General features: G+C 71.3%; 19 protein-coding genes. 5 read left to right on the top strand and 14 right to left on the bottom strand.

Annotated features, from left to right (window positions below):
- Positions 1-28 precede the first annotated feature (28 nt).
- On the top strand, positions 29-706 hold the full coding sequence (locus HRF36_RS12500; protein WP_254281304.1) for a hypothetical protein: 678 nt from the start codon (positions 29-31) through the stop codon (positions 704-706).
- On the top strand, positions 703-1,419 hold the full coding sequence (locus HRF36_RS12495; protein ID WP_217271264.1) for a hypothetical protein: 717 nt from the start codon (positions 703-705) through the stop codon (positions 1,417-1,419). Before HRF36_RS12500 ends, HRF36_RS12495 begins: the two co-directional genes overlap by 4 nt.
- Before the next feature lie 277 nt (positions 1,420-1,696).
- On the opposite strand, the gene HRF36_RS12490 is transcribed toward HRF36_RS12495, so the two are convergent.
- Both HRF36_RS12490 and HRF36_RS12485 read right to left on the bottom strand, forming a co-directional pair.
- Positions 1,697-3,043 (bottom strand): SLC13 family permease, encoded by a 1,347-nt coding sequence (locus HRF36_RS12490; protein WP_173210379.1) that lies wholly within the window; start codon positions 3,041-3,043, stop codon positions 1,697-1,699.
- Between the two features lie 112 nt (positions 3,044-3,155).
- A complete protein-coding gene (locus tag HRF36_RS12485) occupies positions 3,156-4,517 on the bottom strand; it encodes a homoserine dehydrogenase (RefSeq protein WP_371740153.1) in 1,362 nt (453 codons plus the stop codon).
- Positions 4,518-4,686: 169 nt separating this feature from the next.
- Between HRF36_RS12485 and otnK the strand changes: the two genes are divergently transcribed.
- The 3 genes from otnK to HRF36_RS12470 are packed head-to-tail and all read left to right on the top strand — an operon-like array spanning position 4,687 to position 7,415.
- Positions 4,687-5,949: a 3-oxo-tetronate kinase gene (otnK, locus tag HRF36_RS12480; protein ID WP_173210377.1), complete on the top strand. Its 1,263-nt coding sequence runs from the start codon at positions 4,687-4,689 to the stop codon at positions 5,947-5,949.
- Positions 5,946-6,596 carry a class II aldolase/adducin family protein gene (locus HRF36_RS12475; RefSeq protein ID WP_173210375.1) on the top strand — a complete coding sequence of 217 codons (651 nt, stop codon included), beginning with the start codon at positions 5,946-5,948 and terminating at the stop codon, positions 6,594-6,596. Before otnK ends, HRF36_RS12475 begins: the two co-directional genes overlap by 4 nt.
- A gap of 21 nt (positions 6,597-6,617) precedes the next feature.
- Positions 6,618-7,415 (top strand): DeoR/GlpR family DNA-binding transcription regulator, encoded by a 798-nt coding sequence (locus HRF36_RS12470; protein WP_173210373.1) that lies wholly within the window; start codon positions 6,618-6,620, stop codon positions 7,413-7,415.
- Positions 7,416-7,487: 72 nt separating this feature from the next.
- Here the strand turns inward: HRF36_RS12470 and opgC are convergent, their stop codons facing one another.
- The 12 genes from opgC to HRF36_RS12410 all read right to left on the bottom strand — a co-directional run bounded on the left by opgC (position 7,488) and on the right by HRF36_RS12410 (position 17,948).
- Positions 7,488-10,052: an OpgC domain-containing protein gene (gene opgC, locus HRF36_RS12465; RefSeq protein ID WP_371740152.1), complete on the bottom strand. Its 2,565-nt coding sequence runs from the start codon at positions 10,050-10,052 to the stop codon at positions 7,488-7,490.
- Positions 10,040-10,459 (bottom strand): ATP-binding protein, encoded by a 420-nt coding sequence (locus HRF36_RS12460; RefSeq protein ID WP_173210371.1) that lies wholly within the window; start codon positions 10,457-10,459, stop codon positions 10,040-10,042. The genes opgC and HRF36_RS12460 overlap by 13 nt, the downstream gene beginning before the upstream one ends.
- Positions 10,452-10,784 (bottom strand): STAS domain-containing protein, encoded by a 333-nt coding sequence (locus HRF36_RS12455; RefSeq protein ID WP_173210369.1) that lies wholly within the window; start codon positions 10,782-10,784, stop codon positions 10,452-10,454. Before HRF36_RS12455 ends, HRF36_RS12460 begins: the two co-directional genes overlap by 8 nt.
- The gene (locus HRF36_RS12450; protein ID WP_371740151.1) at positions 10,781-12,793 is read right to left on the bottom strand and encodes a glycosyltransferase; all 2,013 of its coding nucleotides are present in this window, start codon (positions 12,791-12,793) and stop codon (positions 10,781-10,783) included. Before HRF36_RS12450 ends, HRF36_RS12455 begins: the two co-directional genes overlap by 4 nt.
- Positions 12,790-13,971 (bottom strand): SpoIIE family protein phosphatase, encoded by a 1,182-nt coding sequence (locus tag HRF36_RS12445; protein WP_173210367.1) that lies wholly within the window; start codon positions 13,969-13,971, stop codon positions 12,790-12,792. The genes HRF36_RS12450 and HRF36_RS12445 overlap by 4 nt, the downstream gene beginning before the upstream one ends.
- 199 nt (positions 13,972-14,170) lie before the next feature.
- Entirely contained in the window at positions 14,171-14,590 is a 420-nt protein-coding gene (locus HRF36_RS12440) for a hypothetical protein (protein ID WP_173210365.1), read from the bottom strand.
- Positions 14,590-15,696 carry an Asp23/Gls24 family envelope stress response protein gene (locus HRF36_RS12435; RefSeq protein WP_173210363.1) on the bottom strand — a complete coding sequence of 369 codons (1,107 nt, stop codon included), beginning with the start codon at positions 15,694-15,696 and terminating at the stop codon, positions 14,590-14,592. The genes HRF36_RS12440 and HRF36_RS12435 overlap by 1 nt, the downstream gene beginning before the upstream one ends.
- Before the next feature lie 96 nt (positions 15,697-15,792).
- The gene (locus HRF36_RS12430) at positions 15,793-16,395 is read right to left on the bottom strand and encodes a hypothetical protein (RefSeq protein ID WP_173210361.1); all 603 of its coding nucleotides are present in this window, start codon (positions 16,393-16,395) and stop codon (positions 15,793-15,795) included.
- The gene (locus tag HRF36_RS12425; protein ID WP_173210359.1) at positions 16,392-16,970 is read right to left on the bottom strand and encodes a DUF6286 domain-containing protein; all 579 of its coding nucleotides are present in this window, start codon (positions 16,968-16,970) and stop codon (positions 16,392-16,394) included. The genes HRF36_RS12430 and HRF36_RS12425 overlap by 4 nt, the downstream gene beginning before the upstream one ends.
- Positions 16,967-17,320, bottom strand: coding sequence for a hypothetical protein (locus HRF36_RS12420; protein ID WP_054144851.1), 354 nt, complete (start codon positions 17,318-17,320; stop codon positions 16,967-16,969). The genes HRF36_RS12425 and HRF36_RS12420 overlap by 4 nt, the downstream gene beginning before the upstream one ends.
- Positions 17,317-17,505 (bottom strand): DUF2273 domain-containing protein, encoded by a 189-nt coding sequence (locus HRF36_RS12415; RefSeq protein ID WP_043597628.1) that lies wholly within the window; start codon positions 17,503-17,505, stop codon positions 17,317-17,319. Before HRF36_RS12415 ends, HRF36_RS12420 begins: the two co-directional genes overlap by 4 nt.
- Positions 17,502-17,948 (bottom strand): Asp23/Gls24 family envelope stress response protein, encoded by a 447-nt coding sequence (locus HRF36_RS12410; protein WP_173210357.1) that lies wholly within the window; start codon positions 17,946-17,948, stop codon positions 17,502-17,504. Before HRF36_RS12410 ends, HRF36_RS12415 begins: the two co-directional genes overlap by 4 nt.
- Positions 17,949-17,979 lie beyond the last annotated feature (31 nt).

Below are 17,979 nucleotides of genomic sequence, written 5' to 3'. Positions count from 1 at the left end.
GTCGCCGGGCTTCCACAATGGTTCGCGAATGCGTATGATTGTGGTCACCATGGCCGAGGTGAGCGCGTCCGAGTACGCACGAGAGCACGACATCTCCATTCGGCGCGCCCAGGCCGCAGCAGCGGCGGGTCGTCTCGACGCGAGGCGCGTCGGCGGCCGCTGGTTGATCGACGACGCCCTTCCTCATCGACACCTTCCCGGTCGACCGCTGTCGCGTCGCTCCGCGGATGCCCTCGTGGCGCGACTCTCGGACGACCCCGGCTGGGCCGAGGGCCTCTCGCCGAGTGAGCGCGGTCGGACCACCGCCCGCGTCGCCGAACTCCGCAACGAGGCGAGGCCGTCAGAGAGGCTCGCCCCCTGGCTACGGACCGCCTACCCCGCCGCCCTCGGGTTCGAGGCCCCTGCGGACGACCTCCCGGATCTCCGACTCGACGCCCGACTGACCCCGGGGGGCAGCAGCGATGACCGGTCCGGCATGAGCGACGGAGGCAGGCTCGAGGCGCACGTGTCCATTTCCGACCTCGACGCCGTGGTCCACGAGTACCTGCTCGTCCCGTCCCCCCGGCCGAACGTCACGCTCAGAGTCCACGACGGCGCCTCGCCCCGTCCTCTGCCACTCGGCGTCCTCATCGCCGACCTGGCGACGAGCACCGGGCCTCGAGAGCGAGCCGCGGCCGACGGATTGATCCGCCGGGGCTCACGATGATCGTCGCCCCGGCACTGCGGGCCGCCCAGGCCGAGGCGTGGCACGCTCTGTTCGAGGTGCATGCCCGCTTGCCGACGGGCTGGGCCGTCGTCGGCGGCCAGATGGTCCAGTCGCACTGCTGGGAGCGTGGGTCGACATCAGCCCGCCCCACGAACGACGCGGACACCGTGCTCGACGTGCGCGCCCATCCGACGATGTTGCTGCGATTCACGACGACTCTCCGCGACTGTGGGTTCGAGGCGGACGGTGAGAGTTTCGAGGGTCACCAACATCGTTGGGTGCGGGGCGAGGCCCAGATCGACGTCCTCATCCCGCGCTTCCTCGGGGAGCGGGCGTCGTCACGCCGCGGGGTCACTGGCGGGACGACCCTCGCCGCGCCCGGCGCCCAGGGTGCGGTCGACCGGGCACACCCCGTCGAGGTCCGGGTGAACGGCCGCGAGGGCGTCGTCTCGCGGCCGACACTGCAGGGCGCACTCCTGGCCAAAGCAGCGGCCATCGAGATCCCGGGAGACGACCACACGCGACACCTCGTCGACATCGCCACCCTCGGGTCGCTCGTCTCACGGCGAGATCGTGTGGCGGTGGACGTCACCGAGACCGAGCGCCGCCGCATGCGCGCCGCGATCAGCCTGATCGAGAAGGAACCACTCGTGTGCCGCGTCGCCGATGTCGACCCGATCGTGATCGCGCGCCTGCGCCTGGCCTTCGCCTGACCACGAGCCCCCGCAGACCCCGGTGTCGCCCTTGACACCAGAGTCCGTGTCGGGATTTCGGACTCCCGACGATGCCGACGGTTCGGGCCGCCGACGGCGTGCCTCGACAGGGTCGGTCGGGCACGGGGTGCCCAGGGGCACCCGGGCATGTCTTCGGAGCCGCACGCCTCCCCCGTTTGGGTGCCGCGGAAAAAGAGAACGCAGGAGGCGCGGGTCACGTGACCCGCGCCTCCTGCGTTCTCGGGGCCGTCAGGCCCGACCGGTCAGGCCCGACCGGTCAGGCCCAGAGGAACGGCACGACGAACAGCAGCAACGTGACGACCGGCCCGACGACCACCATCGACAGACCCCACCGGGTCAGGTGGCGGTAGAGGCGCGGTCGGTCCTCCTCGACGCCCGAGGCGACGATGGTCGCGCCGGTCGTGCCGAACGGGGCACAGTCCACGAGCGAGGCGGAGATCGCCAGGGCGTAGATGAAGCCGGTCATCTCGAGTCCGCCGCCCGGCACGAGCAGGGGGACGGCGAGCGGGATGAGCGCGCCCAAGATGCCGATGGTCGAGGCGAAGGCCGACACGAGTCCGGCGATCACGCAGATGACGAACGCGGCGAGCAACGGCGACGAGACCGAGCGGGCGACCTCGCCGAGCTGGTCGATGGCACCGAGCCGGGTCAGGACCCCGACGTAGGTGATGATTCCGCCGAGCAGCAGGATCGTGTTCCAGTCCACCCGCGCCAGCGACGCCCGACCCACGTCGGGCTTGACGAAGGCGAGGAAGACGGCGAGCGTCAGGGCCACGGCACCGAGGTTCAGGTCGACGTCGAGCAGGGTGATCGTGAAGAAGCCGACGATCAGCACGGGGATGCTCACGAGCACGACGAGCTGGTAGGCGCCGAGCCTGGTGGCCGTGGCCGGCTCGGTGAGGACGGCCGTGCCGTTCGAACCCTGCCCGCCACCGGTGCCGTGTGAGCCGCCGACTCCACCGGCCGGCGCCGAGGCACGGGCGGCGCCCGCCGCCCGGGTCCGTGCGATCAGCTCGCGACCGCCGAACAGGAAGAACGCGACGAGCACGACCACCGTGTTGATGCCGACCGAGAGACCGAACATCAGGCCCGGGTTGTAGGGGATGCCCGACGCCCGCGCCACGGTCATGACCGTGATGCCGTTGATGCTCGTCGGGGCGAGGGCGCCGCCCACGATGGCCGAGCTCATGACGATGCCCATCATCGTCGAGTGGATCTTGTGCTTGTGCGCGAGGCTCATCGCGATCGGCACGATCGTGAAGGCGGCGTGCGACGTGCCGAGGCAGGCGACGAGCGTCCCGATGACGAACATCGCCCACGGGATGAGCGCCACGCGGTCGCCGATCAGGCCGACCGAGCGGTCGACCAGCCAGTCGACCACCCCGGTCTCTCGGGCGATGCCGAACAGGTAGGTGATGCCGAGCAGGATCAGCAGGGCGTCGACCGGGAAGCCGCCGAGGACGTCGTCGAGGCTCTCGCCCACGACGAGCACGCCGACGAGGAGGGCGGCCACGAGCGCCAGGGCGCCCATGTGCACGTTGCGGATCGCCGAGAGGGCGAAGACGGCCACGAGGACGATCAGGGCGACGAGCTCGACGCTCACGAGGTCGCCGCCGGGGTCGGGTCGGTCGGGTCGGGGGTGAAGGGCATCGTCGTCGATCTCCTGGTTCGGGGTGTCACGGGGTCAGAGGGAGGGAAAGTCGAGGAGGCGCGGGTCAGCGACCCAGCGCGAGTCCGGCCCGGTAGGCCGCCAGCGCCGCCTCGGGCACGTCGGCGAGGTCGTCCAGCCGGACGAGGTCGCCGGGGGCCACGTCGGCCACGAGCCGCGCGCCGCCGAGCAGGTAGTAGGGCGCGATGCCCTCGTCGTCGGGATCGACGATCACGGGTGCGACATTGGCGATCTCGTGGTGGTGGCCTTCGACGCGGAACGCGGTGCCGGCCGACAACGCCTCACCGGCACGGGCGGCGAGCACCGTGTGCTGCCGGGGCTCGGGCAGGTGCGAGGTCCCGTCGACGGCCGCGACGATACTGAGCGGGGTCTCGACGCCCATGAAGTGGTACGGCCAGTAGATGCAGGCGTGACGACCGTCGCGGCTGACGACGTGCCCCTTGCCTCGCAGCGTCTCCCAGGTCACGGGATCGCCCGTACGGACGATCACGAAGACACCGCCGGCGAAGCTCGCCTCGCCCGGCAGACGGAGCATCGAGAAGACGTCGACGACGCCGGTGCGGCCGAGGAGACCGCCGTCCTCGCGTGCCGTGTAGAGGTCGGCGAGTTCGTCGGGTCGGGCGACGGGGTAGTGCATGGCCTCGACGTCGGCGCGAGCGCCGGTGTAGAGCGAGACGACGTTCATCTCGCACGAGTCGGCGGCCGCCGCGCGCTTGAGACCGGTGACCGCGGCGGCACGCGCCTCGAGGGTCGCGAGGGGGTCGTCGCCGAGGTCGAGCAACGAACCGAGGGCCGGGGCGTCCACGGTCGTGCCGGCCTGGTCGACGACGCCCGTGGCCGGATCGAAGGCGAGGTCGTACTCGCCGGACTTGCCCAGGGCCACGACGTCGAAGCCGCACTCGAGCACCCACGCCACGAGACGCAGCAGGTTCGCGGGCTGGTCGCCGTCGCCGGGCAGGTACCGCAGGCCGGCCGCGCGGGCCTTGGCGCTCAACGCCACGCCGGCCACGGACTCGACCTCCTTGCTGACCATGACGACGTGCACGCCGTGCTCGAGGGCGGTGTCGGCGTACCGGTGGCCGGCCTCGATCCGACCGGTGGCCTCGACGAGGACGTCGACACCCTCCCAGTCGACGGCCGAGGCGTCGGCGATCACGGCGATCGAGCCGGACGACACCGCCTGGGCCGTGGCCGCCGCCGTGGTCGGCGTCGCCACCTCGGCCGAGGGCACTCCCAGCTCGTCGAGCATGACCCGCACGCCGGCGACGTCGGGATCGACGAGTTGCGTGGCCGTCAGGTCGGGCAGCCGACGCAGCTGGTCGAGCAGGGTGCGGCCGTACCCGCCGTTGGCGCCGGTGAGGAGGACACGGACCGGAGTCGTGCGAGACGTCGTCGAGTGGAGGATCACCGTTGTTCCCGTTCGTTCAAGAGGCCAGGGTCGGCCCGGGCGAGCATGGCAACTGTAGCCGGGGTTATCAAATTGTCAAACATCGCACCAAATAGTCACATAGACTGATCGGGCTCCCGACGTCGCCGCTGCGCCGTCGTGAGCCCGCCCGCCACCGAAAGGTCCCGCCATGTTGATAGGTGCCGTCGCCGACGACTTCACCGGAGCCACCGACCTCGCCACGGGGTTCCGCAGTCGCGGCCTCGAGACGGTGGTCGTGGTCACCCCCTCGGCGGTCGATCCCGCGACCTACGCCGGCGTCGACGCCGTCGTGGTCGCTCTCAAGACCCGCACGGCCCCGGTCGACGAGGCCGTCGAGCGGTCGACCGCGGCCCTGGCCTGGTTGATCGACGCCGGGGCCGAACGGTTCGCCCTGAAGTACTGCTCGACCTTCGACTCGACGGACGAGGGCAACATCGGGCCCGTCCTCGATGCCTTCCACGACCGGCTCGGGACCGACCGGGCCATCGTCGTCCCCGCGTTCCCCGCGAACGGCCGCACGGTCCTGGAGGGCCGCCTGTACGTCGGCGACGAGCTGCTCGAGGAGTCGTCGATGCGTCACCACCCGCTGACGCCCATGACGCGCTCGCGACTCCGTGACCTCCTCGCGCCACAGACGACGGCCCCCGTGACCGAGGTGCCCCTGGCGGACGTGCGCGCGGGGGTCGACACCCTGAGGGCGGTGCTCGACTCGGCCCCGGCCGGTCACCTCGTCGTCGACGCCGTGGACGACGACGACCTGGTGACGATCGGCCGCGCGACGGCACACCACCGTCTGGTCAGCGGGGGCGCGGGCCTCGCCCTCGGGGTCGGCGCCGACGACGCGCCGCCGCCCGTCCTGCCCACCGAGTTCTCGAACGTGACCGGACGACGCCTCGTCGTCTGCGGTTCGGCCTCCGCCGCCACCCGCGGGCAGATCGCGCACGCGGCCGCCACGCATCCCACGCGCAAGATCGACCTCACGGCCGCCACGGCGGACCCCGCCGCCGAGACCGCGGCCCTGGCCGACTGGGTGCGCGGCCTCGACGCCGAGTCCGTGCCCGTCGTCTACTCGGTCGGTGAGCCGTCCGACGTCGTCGCGGCGGATTCCGCGAGCCGGTCGGCGACAGGGTTCTCGGCGGCGTCCGTGGTCGAGTCGGTCCTGTCGGCCCTGGTCCACGACCTCGTCGCGGACGGCACCGTCGGGCTGGTCGTCGTCGCGGGGGGTGAGACCAGCGGCGCCGTCGTGACGGCGCTCGGCACGGCCGCCCTGGTGGTCGGGCCCGCGCTCGGCCCCGGCGTCTGCTGGACCGCTGCGACCACGAGTGGCGGCCGACCGGTCGCCCTCGTCCTGAAGAGCGGCAACTTCGGTGCCGTCGACCTCTTCTCGACCGCCTGGGAGGCCCTCTCGTGACCGCAGCCGAACGACTCGTCGAGGCCGGCCGGGCCCTCGTCGCCGCCGGGCTCAGCCCCGGCAGCTCGGGCAACGTCAGCGTCCGCGACGGTGACCGCCTGCTCATGACCGGCACCGGCACGATGCTGGGGTCGCTCACGGTCGACGACCTCTCCGTCCTCGATGCCGACGGCAGGTCGATCTCCGGCCCGAAGCCCTCGAAGGAGGTCGCCCTGCACCGGGCGATGTACCTCAAGAACCCCGGACACCGGGCCGTCGTGCACGTGCACTCCCCCTCCGCCGTCGCCCTGTCCTGCCTCGAGCCCTGGTCGGAGCACTGCGCCGTGCCCCCGCTGACGCCGTACTCGCTCATGCGCGTCGGGCAGATCCCCCTGCTGCCCTTCGTCGCTCCGGGCGACCCTTCCATGGGATCACTCGTGACCGACAGCCCGGTGCCGTTCCGCGCGGCACTGCTGTCGAACCACGGCAGCGTCGTCAGCGGCGAGGACCTCGACCGCGCCGTCCTCGGCGCCGTCGAGGTCGAGGAGGCCTGCCGCATCGCCCTGCTCACCCACGGCGCCGCCCGCCGCCTCATCCCCGCCGACCAGGTGGCCGCCATCACCCGGGCCTCGGGCATGCCGTGGACGGGGCCCACCGCACTAGGCTGATCGACGCGAGAAAGGCCGGACGTGTCCACCACAGCCCCCCTCATCCCCGAGCAGCGGCGCGAGAGCATCGTCGAGCACCTCCAGCGCGAGCGCGTGCTGAGCTACCGGCAGCTGACCGACCTGCTCGGCGTCAGCCAGATGACGATCCGACGCGACGTCGCGACCCTCGAGGACGAGGGTCGCGTCACGGCCACCCCCGGTGGGGCGAAACTGACGCCGAGGCTCCTGGTCGAGGCGAGCCGTGACGTCAAACAAGACGTCGACGTCGACCAGAAGAGGGCCATCGCCCGCCAGGCGGCAGCCCTCGTCCGCGACCACATGACCGTGTATCTCGACGCCGGCACGACGGTGCAGGCGATGCGCGAACACCTCGACGACGTCACCGGCCTGACCGTGGTCACCAACGACCTCGCCACCGTCCGGTCGTTCTTCGACCACCCCGACGTCGACCTCATCGTCGTGGGGGGCCGCGTCGACAGCGCGAACCAGTCGACGCTCGGCCGCCTGACCCGCCTGACGCTCGCCGAACTGTCGCTCGACCTGGCCTTCATCTCGTCGAGCTCGTGGGATCTCGCGCACGGCGTCACCACGCCGGTCGAGGCGAAGGTCGAGGTCAAGCGGGCCGCACTCGAGGTGGCCGAACGCTCGGTGCTCGTCGCGGACAGTTCGAAGTACGGGCGATTCGGCAAGTACCGGGCCCTCCGGCTCGCCGAGCTTCAGACGATCGTGACCGACGACCGACTCGACGACGACGCGGCGGCGGCGCTCGTCGACGCCGGTCTCGACCTCGTGGTCGCCACCCCGGGCGAGCCCGCCTGAGGCGACGAGCCGCCGGCTCAGGAGGCGCGGGTCACCCGACCCGCGCCTCCTGCGTCCCCGGGGGCGCGCCGCTCAGCGCGGCACGACCGAGAACAGGAACTTCTTCTTCACCATCACCCAGAGCAGCAGCACCGAGACCGTGTGGACGATCGTGCCGACGACCACGCTCGACCGGTCGAGTCCGGGGATCGACGCCACGGCCAGCACGAAGAACACCTGCCAGATGAACACGTAGAGGCTCGCCTGGCCGAGGGGGACGTAGAACCATCCGACGGCCTTCGAAATCGGCGTCCAGAACACCGTGAGGATCGCGTAGACGCAGACGGCGACCAACGCGACGTCCACCAGTCGGCCCCACTGCATGTCGACCCGCTGGTAGCCGGTCGCGTAGAGCGTGTCGTAGAGGCCCGACGGGATCGGCCCCGGAGCGAATCCGTAGGCGTGCCCGGCCCAGATCAGCGCGAGGAACCCGGCGTAACCGACGACTCCGACACCCACCAGCACCTTGCCGAGTCGGGTGGTCAACGCCGTCACGATCTGCCGACGGTACCAACCGATCACGAGGCCGTGGGTGAACAGCACCTGCCAGGCGAAGAGCGGGAACACCGCCTCGAACTGCGAGGGCAGGAGGTGGACGTCGGGGAAGACCACGCCGACGGCGTAGAGCGCCCAACTCACCAGCAGCACGGCCCACCAGGCACGCCGCTTGATCGCCCACATGAGCGCCGGGATCGTCAAGCTGAGCACGACGAAGAGGCCCATGATGTTGAACGGCCACGGCCCCATCTCGAGCAACAGCAGCTGGCGCACGGCGTACCAGGGCGGCGGGTAGTCGAGCAGGCGGTCGACGTTCGGGTAGAGGTCGTAGACGCGCCCCTCGGCCGTGGTCCCGGTCGTGCCCGTGCCGCGGTCGGTGAACGTGGTGACGGCGTCGGTGTTCAGCAGCGGCACGAAGCTCAGCGCGAAGACGATCAGGATGACCGCGAGCGTGACGACGTACTGCTTGCGCGCCCGGACGAACGCCCCGATCGCCGCCGCCTTCTCTCCGTACTTCTTGATGCCCAGGGGGTAGACCATGCCGAGCACGATGCCGCTGAGGAACACGAACATCTCGGCGCCCGTGATCGCTCCGACGGCCTTGAGCGTGACGAACGAGAAGGGTCCGGCGACCTCGATGTGCGTGATGACGACCGCGAGGATGATGAAGCCGCGGAACAGGTCGATGCGCAGGTCGCGGGCGGGCGAACCGTCGTCGGGGTAGCGCCACCGGGGCAGCAGGCGGCCGACGACGCCGCTCACGAGGAAGGCCAGGGCGAGCGCCCCGGCGCAGGCCACGATCCACCCCATCTCGTCCCCGCCGCCGTCACGAACCTGGACGGTCGCGGCGTCGCCGTCGGTCGAGGTGATCCGATCGGTGACCGGCCCGAGGTCGATGCGGTCGCTCGCCTCGAGGTCGGTGCGCAGCGATCCCGCGATGCCCGGCTCGGCCGTGGCCCGCCAGTCGACCGGGCGGTCGCCCGCCTCGGCCTCGTCGCGCTCGACCTCGAGCCAGGTCACGCCGGCGATGCGGTCGTGCCCGGGCAGGGACTCCAGCACCTGACGCCACCAGCCCTGCTTGACGTCGAGCTCGGCCGCGCCGGCGAGCTCATCGGCGTAGAGGGCCCCGGTGTCGAGCAGCATCGGCCGGTCACGCCCCTCGGCGAACCGCTCGTAGAAGGTCGACGGCTGCGCCTCGGCGTAGCCCCAGGTCTCGCCGAAGCGACCCTCGACCTCGCCGGCGGCCGGAGCCTGGTTCTCGACCAACGGCACCGACGTGCCGGCCGCCGTCGAGGCGCTGCCCTTGGCGAAGTAGAACATCGACTGGCCGACCCAGTCGACCGCGTCGTCCCCCGGGTAGTAGGGCCCGTAGGGGTCGTCGGCCTCGGTCACCCGCCCGTCGTCGTTCGTGTCGAGCAGGCCGACGTCGCCGGCCGGCGTCTCGGGCAGGCGGCCGTCGGCGTCCGAGAACGGGTACCCCGCCCCGTACGACGGCGCCCAGACCATCCGTGCGCGGGACTCCCCCGCGTGCACGACGTCGGCCAGCTCACGGAAGGCGCCGACGAACGCGGTGGGCTGCTGTCCCCAGCGCTGCCAGTTGCCGTTCATCTCGGGCGCGAAGCGCACCAGCTGCGACGTGCCGTACTGCTCGTCGATCTCGGTCAGCAGGTCGTCGGCGCGACGCGCGTCCGCGGCGTCGAGCTCAGAGAGCCGCCCGGTCGGCTCGAGGCTGATCACGAGCACGGCGCCCTGCGCGGCGGCGGCCCGTGCCGAACGCCGCCACTCGTCGGTGGCCCGGCGATCGAGTGGGTAGTCGATGTTGACGCCGTACAGCGACGGCGTCGCGCCGAGCCGACCGGCGTAGCCGTCGGGGCCGTCCGAACCCCAGTCGAGGTCGGGGCCGAACCACGTGCCCGAGGGTTCCGGAGGCGCGGTGGCGGCCGACGCGGACGTCGCGTCCCCGAGCACCGCCGGCCCCAGCGCCAGGGGCACGAGGGCCGCGACGGCGAGGAGCGCGGCGCCGAGCCGACGCGCGACGGACCGTCGCGGCCCGCTCGCGGACCCCGCACCCGTCGACGACGGGTGGTTCAGCGTCGGCACACGAGCGTCCACACGTTACGGCCGCCCTCGTGCCGGTAGTCGAGGCTCTCGAGACTGAGCAGCGCCAGGGCCAGGCCGCGGCCGTCCTCGTCCTCGAGGTCGGCCATCGAGACGGCACTGAGGTCGATCTCGCTGGGCATGCCGTTGTCGTGGAAGACGGCCGTCAGGCGGTCGTCGGTGGCCGACAGTTCGAGGGTGAAGCGACGACCGAGGTCGGCCTCGGAACGACGCGAGTGCTCGACGACGTTCGCGGCGATCTCGACGATGGCCGTCTCGAACGAGAAGCGGGTCTCGAGCGAGTCGTCGCCGAGCGACGTCCACCAGGCCTCGAAGGCGTTCTGCACCAGGTCGATGCTCTCGGGCTCGACGGCCACGTCGATGACGACGGAGCCGGGACGCTCAGTCATCGAGGGCGGCCGCGACCGAGGCGCGGGGCTTGAGGATGCGGTCGAGGTTCGTCAGTCGCAGCACCATCGAGACCTGCTCGGTGGGTGCCACGAGCCGCAGGTCCCCGCCGGCCTGGCGTGCCGACTTCAGGCAGGACACGAGGGCACCGAGGCCCGACGAGTCGACGAAGGTGGTGCCCGAGAGGTCGACGACGATGAGGCGGTCGCCGGCGGCGAGGCGTGCCGACACCTCGTCCCGCAGTTGTGGTGTCGAGACGACGGTGAGACGCCCCTGTGGTGAGAGGACGCAGCCGCCCTCTACGGTCTCGACGGTGACGGTCATCATGATGGTTCCTTGTCGTGGGGTGCCGGGGGCCCCGGATAGAGAACGGCACGGACGATGATGCTGAAGATCACCAGGTCGAAGAGCACCCAGGCGATGTTGACCAGCGGTGCGATGCCCTCGGCCTGTCCGGTGGCGTACCGCACGCCGACGAGCACGAGTGCGGCGACGAGGCAGGCGACGGCCCAGATCTGCGGTCGGACGAGGTCCCAGCGGGGGCCGGTGGCCACCTGACGGGTCTTCGGCGTGACCGAGAAGCCCAGAGCCCGGCCGCGATAGACGTTCTGGAACGCCGTGGTGACCGAGGCGATCCAGACCGGGAACAACGCCAGCGAGTACTGCTGACCTCGCCAGGTCGGCCGCCCCGCGGCCACGACCCAGAACAGCAGCTGGTTGAGCACGAGGAACGGGATCAGGCGGGCGAAGAAGTCGACGCTGTAGGCCTGCACGGGCACGACGCCGAAGGACAGGCACAGCACGGGAGCGGCGATGTAGACCACGGCGGCGAAACCCGAGAGGTAGCTCCACATGGTCGAGAAGTACATGAGGCGCTGCCCCCACGAGAGCCCCTTCTGCACGAGCGGGTTCTCGCGGAAGAACACCTGCATCGTGCCCTGGGCCCAGCGCAGGCGCTGGGTCATCATGGTCGCCAGGTCTTCGGGGGCGAGTCCGATCGCCAGGATCTCGTCGTGGTAGACCGACTTCCAGCCCAGCCCGTGGAGGCGCATCGCCGTGGCCATGTCCTCGGTCACCGAAATCGTCGCGAGCGGCATGATCGCCTGCGCCTCGGAGCCCCGGTCGACGTCGAGCGCGCCGACGAGCAACGAGATCGACTCGATGGCGGCCAGCGGTGAGGACGACCGCTGCGCGAGCAGGTCGAGCGCGGCCTCGTCGAGGGCGTCGAACGTGTCGGGGCCGAGCGACATCGCGGCCAGTTCGGCGAGGTCGCCCTTCATGTCGGCGAGGTCGGCATCGGCGAAGCGGAAGGCGATCGTGTCGATGCTGCGCTGGAACCGGTAGGTGACGTCGCCGATGGACTCGCCTGATGCGAACTCGGCCCGGGCGCGCTCGACGACGGTCTCGGCGTCGTCCAGAGCCTCGAGCACGCGGGGTTGGTCGACGGCCTCCTCCCGCGCGCGGACGAGCAGCTTGCGCGAGGTGCGGATGGCCCGACGCACGGCGGCCTCCACCTCGGTGACGTACCGCGCGACCCCCAGCTGCATCAGCGCCTCCCGCCGGAGCACCGCGTTCGATCCACAGAAGAACGCACTGTTCCAGCCGTCCTTGGACTGCTGGATCGGCCCGTAGAACAGGGGGGCCTGACTGCCGAGGGGGTCGGACTCGGGCACGTTCTCGAACCACTGCGGCGTCTGCACCAGGGCGGTCCGCTCGTCCTTGAAGTAGCCCAGGGTGCGGTCGAGGATCTCGGGCTTCGGCACCTGGTCGGCATCGAGGATGAGCAGGAACTCGCCCTCGGTGGCCAGCAACGCGTTGTTGAGGTTGCCGGCCTTCGCGTGGCGCGGCCGGTCGGCCCAGTCGTCCGAGCGGGTGATGACGCCGATGCCGGCGGCCTCGGCGGCGGCACGGATCTCGGGACGTCCGCCGTCGTCGAGGATCCAGGTCGTGTGCGGGTAGTGGATGCGTTGCGCCGCGAGGGCGGTGCGCATGACGAGGTCGACCTCTTCGTCGTAGGTCGTGACGAAGACGTCGACCGTGACCCGCGTCTCGAGGGTGTCGGGGTCGGGTGCGGCCGGCGGCGCGCCGCGTTCGCGCAGCCGCCAGGCGCCGAGGCCGAACAGCAGTGAATCGATCACGCTGTAGGTCTCGGCGAGGATCAGCGGCACCGCGATCCACCACGACGACCAGTTCACCGACGCGGCCCATCGCCACACGATGTAGTTCAGGCCGGCGAGTGACGCCAGCAGCACCACGACCCGGATCGCCACGATGCGACGGCCACCGGTGGTGCGGTCGAGCAGCCGCTGATCGCGGCGACCGAGGGTGTCGGTCACGGGCGTCGGTCCATGACGACCACCGTGACGTCGTCGCGTGAGAGGCGTCGTTCGGTGAGGGCCACCATCGATCCGAGCAGACCGTGACCGTCGGGGCCGGGCTGCGTCGCGAGCCGCCCGACCTCGAGAGCCCAGTCGCGCTCGTCGTCGAGGACGTCGAGCACGCCGTCGCTCATGACGATCAACTGGTCCCCGACGCCGAGGCGGGTCGTCTCGGTGATGTGCTGCAGCTCGTCGAGCCCGAGGGGCAGCCCCGTGCCGGCGAGGTGTTGGACGCTGCCGTCGGCCCGGGCGATGATCGACAACCCCGCCCCGGCGTCGACGTACCAGAGCTCGTCCGTGTCGAGGTCGAGGACGGCGTGGAAGTAGGTGACGAACGTCCCGGTGCGTTGCAGATCGGTCCGCACGGCACGTTCGATGCGGTCGACCGCGAGGCCGAGTTCGCGTCCGGCGGCGACGTGCGGAGAGGCGGCCCGGCAGGCCGCGCGCACGGACGAACCGATGATCGCCGCCCCGACGCCCTTACCCATGACGTCGCCCACGGCCACGTGCACGAACCGGCCGATGAGCCCGTAGTCGTAGTAGTCGCCGCCGACGCTGAGCGACGACAGGCAGATCCCCTCGACGCGGACGCCCTCGACCTCGAGAGGCTCGGCCGGCAACAGCGCCTGCTGCGTCGACCGGGCGGCCGAGGCCTCGGCGTCGGCGAGCAGTTCGACCTGGGCCCAGGCGGCCAGGTCGCGGAACTCGGCCATCTCGTCGTCGGTGAGTCGCCGGGGCTCGGCGTCCATCAGGCAGAACGAGCCGACGACGTTGCCCGAACCGTCGCGGAGCGGGTGCCCGACGTAGAAGCCCAGCCCGTTGTCCTTGAAGGCGCCGAGGTGGGCGAACCGGGGATCGACGCGGGCGTCGTCGGTGGTGACGATGTCTCCCGTGTCGGTGACGAGACTGCAGGGCGTGTCGGTGCGAGCGGACTCGGGGTCCTCGAAGCCGGCGCGGCCGACGAAGAGCGCCCGGTCGTGATCCATCACGGTGACGGAGGACAACGGCACGCCGAACACCGCCCGGGCGACCCGCGTGACCCGGTCGAGGCGATCCTCGTGCCCCGACTCGACGATGCCGAGGCTCTCGACCGCCCGCTGGCGCCGTTCCTCGCGTGACTCGTCCCTGATCGACACGGCTCTCCTCGCTGGGCGCGCTTGGTGGGAACGAGCCTTCTTCGAACGGGTCAACGATGCCACAGACCCTCGTCCCCGTCATGCCCACCGAAAGGGGGACAGCGAGGAGGCGCGGTGCCGGTCGCCCGGCACCGCGCCTCCTCGGTGTGCTCGCCTCAGCGGAGGTCGGCCGGAATCGGCCGATCCACGCGGGTCCGGGTCAGCTGCCGGGCCAGAAACGTCCGATCAGGTCCTGGATGAACGGGATGAGGTCCTGCACCTGGTCGACACCGGCGAGGGCGACGGCCACGAGGGGCCAGAGCGACACGACCAGCGTCGAGATCACGGCCGCGACCCCGAGCACCCAGGCCAGGGCGCCGTTGCGCGCCTTCACGACGAGCAGCAGCAACACCAGCGCCAGGACGTAGCCGATGGCGATCGCCGCGGCGATCGAGCCGACGGGGACGTCGAGGGCGCCCGCCGTACCGCCGTCCGCCGCTCCGATGAGGGTGAGCACGGGCAGCAGCACGCCGACCACGATCAGCAGGCAGACGACGACCGAGGTCACCAGGGCGGCCCAGACGGCCCGGGGCCGGGGCCGGGGGCGCCGGGTGCTCGTCGTGGCGCCACGGCCGAACATCACTTCTCCGTCGTCGCGACGTGGTCGCCGTCGACGACGACCTGCGCGTCGCTGTCGGCGTCGACCTCGACGGTGACCGTGCCGCCGTCGACCGTCACGGTCACGTCGGCGCCGTCGGCCTCGTCAGCCTCGCCGGCATCGGTGGCCTTCTGGGAGTCGGCCGAGGAGGCGCGGGTCGCGTCGTCGTCGGAGGCGCGCTCGCCGTCCACCGCGTCGGCCACGCCGTCCACGGCGTCGGCGGCTTTCTCCCGGGCACCGGCGACGAACTCGGACGTCTTGTCGAGAGCGGCGTCGGCGGCGTCGGCGGTCTTCTCCCGGGCGTCGTCGCCGCGGTCCGCGGCCGAGTCACGGGCGTCCGCGGCGGAGTCGCGGGCGTCGGCGGCGGCGTCCTTCGCCTCGTCCGCCACGTCACGGGCCTTGTCGGCGACGTCGTCGGCCTTGTCGGCCGCCTTCTCGCCCACCTCGGCCGCGGTGGCCTTCGCCTGCTCGGCGAGCTCGCCGGCCTTGCCGCCCAGCTCGCGCGCCTTGTCGGACAGGTCGCCCGCAGCGGACTTCGCACGGTCGCCGGCCTCGCCGGCGGCCGCCTTGGTCTTCTCGCCGGCCTCCTTCGCGCGGTCCCCCGCCTCGGAGGCCGCGGCCCCGACGGCGTCGCGCGCGTCCGAGACGGCCTGCTTGGTCTTGTCGGCGGCGGCGTTCACCTTGTCGGCCGCGTCCTCGTCGGAGTCGAAGGGGCCGTGCACGTCCGTGACGGTCACGTTGACCGTGACCTTCTCACCGTCGAGCTGCCCGACGGCGTGCTGGACCTGGGTGCGGACGGTGTCGGCGAGCGCGGTGACGTTCGTCGGGTACTCGGCGACGACGGCGATGTCGACGACCAGACCCTCGTCGGTCGTCCCGGCCCGGACGCCCGGGACGGACCCCGTGCCGATGGCCGTGCGGAGGGCGCCGGCCAGCCGCTGGGGTGCGCTACCGAGTGCGTGGACTCCCGAGACGCCGAGGACGGTCACGCCGATGGTGTGCTCGAGGACCTCCTCGGGCGAGTCGGACGGGGTGGACGCCGCGGCGTCGATGTCGATGGGGGTGACGTGGTGGGTGGACTCGCTCATGAGACCGGCCTTTCATCGGGAAACGTGGGTGGAGCGGCGGACGGCCCCCGTCCTCGTTCGAGGGCGAGGGCCGTCCGCGCGGTGGGTCGACGGTCGTCAGTCGAGCCGTGTCGCGGACGACATCTGGCTGCGCAGTCCGCCGTTGATCTGGATGACGACGGGCGTCTCGGTGCCGAGAACGCCGTCCCAGTGGGCGACGGCCTGGTCGATGCTCCGACGGATGTCGGTCGGCGAGACACCGCGACGGGCGTTCGCCGTGACACGCAGGACCGACTCGCGCTTGACGCGGAAGGCGGTGACGTCCACCGAGACGATTCCCGGGATGTCGGCCAGCGCCTCCTCGAGGACCTGCTCGGCGACCTTCGCGTCGATGACGAGGCGACCACCGGTGGTCTGGTCACGACGCGAACCCTCGTCGACCGTGAGCAGCGTGTCGGTCTGGCCGTGCCCCTGCCGCAGGGCGAACCAGGCGAGCAGGACGATCAGCACGAGGCTGGCGACCGCGACGACCCAGAGTATCCACGGCTGCCCGGTCAGGGCGTCGGTCACGGGGCCCTTCGCGTCGGCGGCACCCTGCGAGACGGTCTGCTGGACGTCGGGCACGAGGGCACCGACGGCCACCGCCCCTCCGGCGAGCAGCAGCACGAGGCCGATGACGAAAACGACGATGCGGTTCAGAGCGCGATTGGTGCTGTTCATGACCCGACCGTTCCTTTCTCGAACAGCTTGACCTTGTGACGCAGGGCCGGGCTGAAGTCGTAACCGCCGAGCTCGTCACGGACGGCCTCGTCGATGCTGCGCACGTCGGTCTGACGACCGGAGGTGCGGGTCACCTCGACGAGGGCCTTGCGTTTGCCGACGCTCACGCTGACCTGCGACGGGTCGACGTCGCCGGCGTAGCTCGCGGTGCGGGCCAGCGAACGGGCGATGACCCGGTCGTCGACCACGGCCACGGTGCGCTCGGCCTTCGCCCCGCGACGACCCCGACGACCGGGGGCGAGCGACACGATGATGAGGACGAGCCCGACCAGCGCGACGACGACCGCGATCGCCGTCAGCACACCCACGGGAGCACTCGCGGCGTCCAGCGTCGATCCGACGAGGTCGGTCGGCGCGAGGAGGAGCGGAGCGGTCCCGACGGCGGCCAGGACCGACTCGGTGCCGATCCAAGCCAGGGCGATGATCAGCAGGACGGCCAGAGTGATGGCGATGCCGGCCCGGGACGAGTGCGTCTCACGGCGCACGATGCGCTTGTAGAGCGATGCGGTGCTCATGCGACGCGCTTCCTCTCTCGGATGTCGGCGCCCGTGATCTGCAGGTCGACCTTGTCGATGCTCGACCCGGTCAGCTGCAGCACGCGGTCACGGATGGTGGACTGAGCCGTCGTGAGACGGTCCAGCAGGGTGCCCGAACGGCGTTCGGAGACACCGAGGGGCGAGACGCGGATGGGCGTCTTGGCGATCACGCTGAGCGCGCCGTCGTGGTCGGCCAACTCGACCGACACCTTCGACGCGGAGACCTCGAGGGCCTCCGCGGTGACGGCCGAGACGACCCGACGCACGGCACGTGACGTGATCTTGTTCCGGCCGTGGAGGGCCTGGTCGGCCGTCACCGCCGCGGTCACGACGACCGCCGCCCGCGGAGTGCGTCGGCGAGGCCTCGGACGTCGAGCTTGCCCTCGACGACACGACCGACGCCGAACCCGATCGCCATGGCGATCGCGACGAACACGAAGGCCCAGAAGCCGAAGGCCAGGGCGGTCAACGCCAGGACGGCGCCGACCAGCATGCCGGTGGTCGTGGCGGTCACTTGACGCGGCTGTCGTCGGCGTCGTCCTTGTTGTCGTCCTCGGAGGGGATGTACACGTCGGAAACGGTGACGTTGACCTCGGTGACCTCCATGCCGACGACCTGCGAGATGGCGTCGGTGACGGACTTGCGGACGTCGTCGGCCACCTTCTGCAGCTCGACGGGGTACTCGGCGACGATGACGATGTCGGCGGCGACCTGCTTCTCGCCGACCTCCACCGAGACGCCCTGGCCGCGGTCCTGCTGGTTGATCACGTTGCGGATCGCGCCGATGGCACGGGCGGCACCGTTGCCGAGGTCGTGGACGCCACGGACCTCGCGGGCGGCGATGCCGGCGACCTTCGAGACGACGCCCTCGGCGATCGTGTTCTTGCCGGCGGCGTGGGACGAGGTGTTCTTCGCGGCAGCGGTGCTGGTGCTGGTGGCGGGGGTCACGTTGCTCATGGTTTCTCCTTGCGCTGGGGCCGGGTGTCTA

This window comes from Frigoribacterium sp. VKM Ac-2836 (assembly GCF_013248995.1).
In the GTDB taxonomy this organism is placed as follows: Bacteria; Actinomycetota; Actinomycetes; order Actinomycetales; family Microbacteriaceae; genus Frigoribacterium.
This window is presented reverse-complemented; position numbering and strand designations above follow the sequence as displayed.